The sequence below is a fragment of the Shewanella sp. 6_MG-2023 genome (assembly GCF_030547195.1).
Lineage (GTDB): Bacteria > Pseudomonadota > Gammaproteobacteria > Enterobacterales > Shewanellaceae > Shewanella.
Map to the genome: position 1 here is coordinate 1 of NZ_JAUOQU010000080.1, position 741 is coordinate 741.

The 741-nt window shown below is 47.2% G+C and carries 1 protein-coding gene; it reads left to right on the plus strand.

Going from position 1 to position 741, the window contains the following annotated elements; genetic code table 11:
- A partial coding sequence (locus Q4533_RS19625) for an MtrB/PioB family decaheme-associated outer membrane protein (RefSeq protein WP_303503925.1) occupies positions 1 to 741 on the plus strand: 741 nt, incomplete at both ends.

Below are 741 nucleotides of genomic sequence, written 5' to 3' on the forward strand. Positions count from 1 at the left end.
CTGACCTCGATGCTCACTAACCGTTTTCGTTTAGGCGGCAGCGTTGATTACAGCAAGCGTGATAATAAAAGCTCAACCGCTGAGTTTGCCCAATACAACTTCAATAGCTTAACCGGGGCCTTTAGACAAAATACCCCGCAAGATATTGAACGTAACACCTATAAAGTCAATGCCAGTTACCGCATCGCCAGTGGCTACCGCTTACAAGCCGGATACGACCGCAAAGAAGTGGAGCGTACCTTCAGTGACCGCGAGCAAACAAATGACGACAACCTATGGCTAAAATTCAATGTCCGCGCCTTAGACAAGGTTAATTTTAACCTTAAAGCCGAGCACGCTAATCGCAGTGGCTCTGACTATGAAGCCAATGAGCTGACCTCATCTGAAAATAACGCCCTACTGCGCAAGTACTACCTAGCTGACCGCACCCGCAACGCCGTTGAATTAAAGGTGAACTACAGCCCTATCAACTGGATGAGTCTGGACATCAGCACCCGTTATGCCCAAGACGAGTATGACGATACCCAAATCGGCCTGACTGAATCAGAAGATTACGGTTATGACGCTAACCTTAACATCGCCTTTAATCAGCATGTTGATGGTTACGTGTTTGCTGGACAGCAATGGATTAACTCCAATCAAGCAGGCAGCCAAAGCTTTGGCGCAGCAGATTGGATGGCTGATATTGAAGATGAATTTATCAACTTAGGCGCAGGCGCAAGCTATAGCGGTTTAATGCAA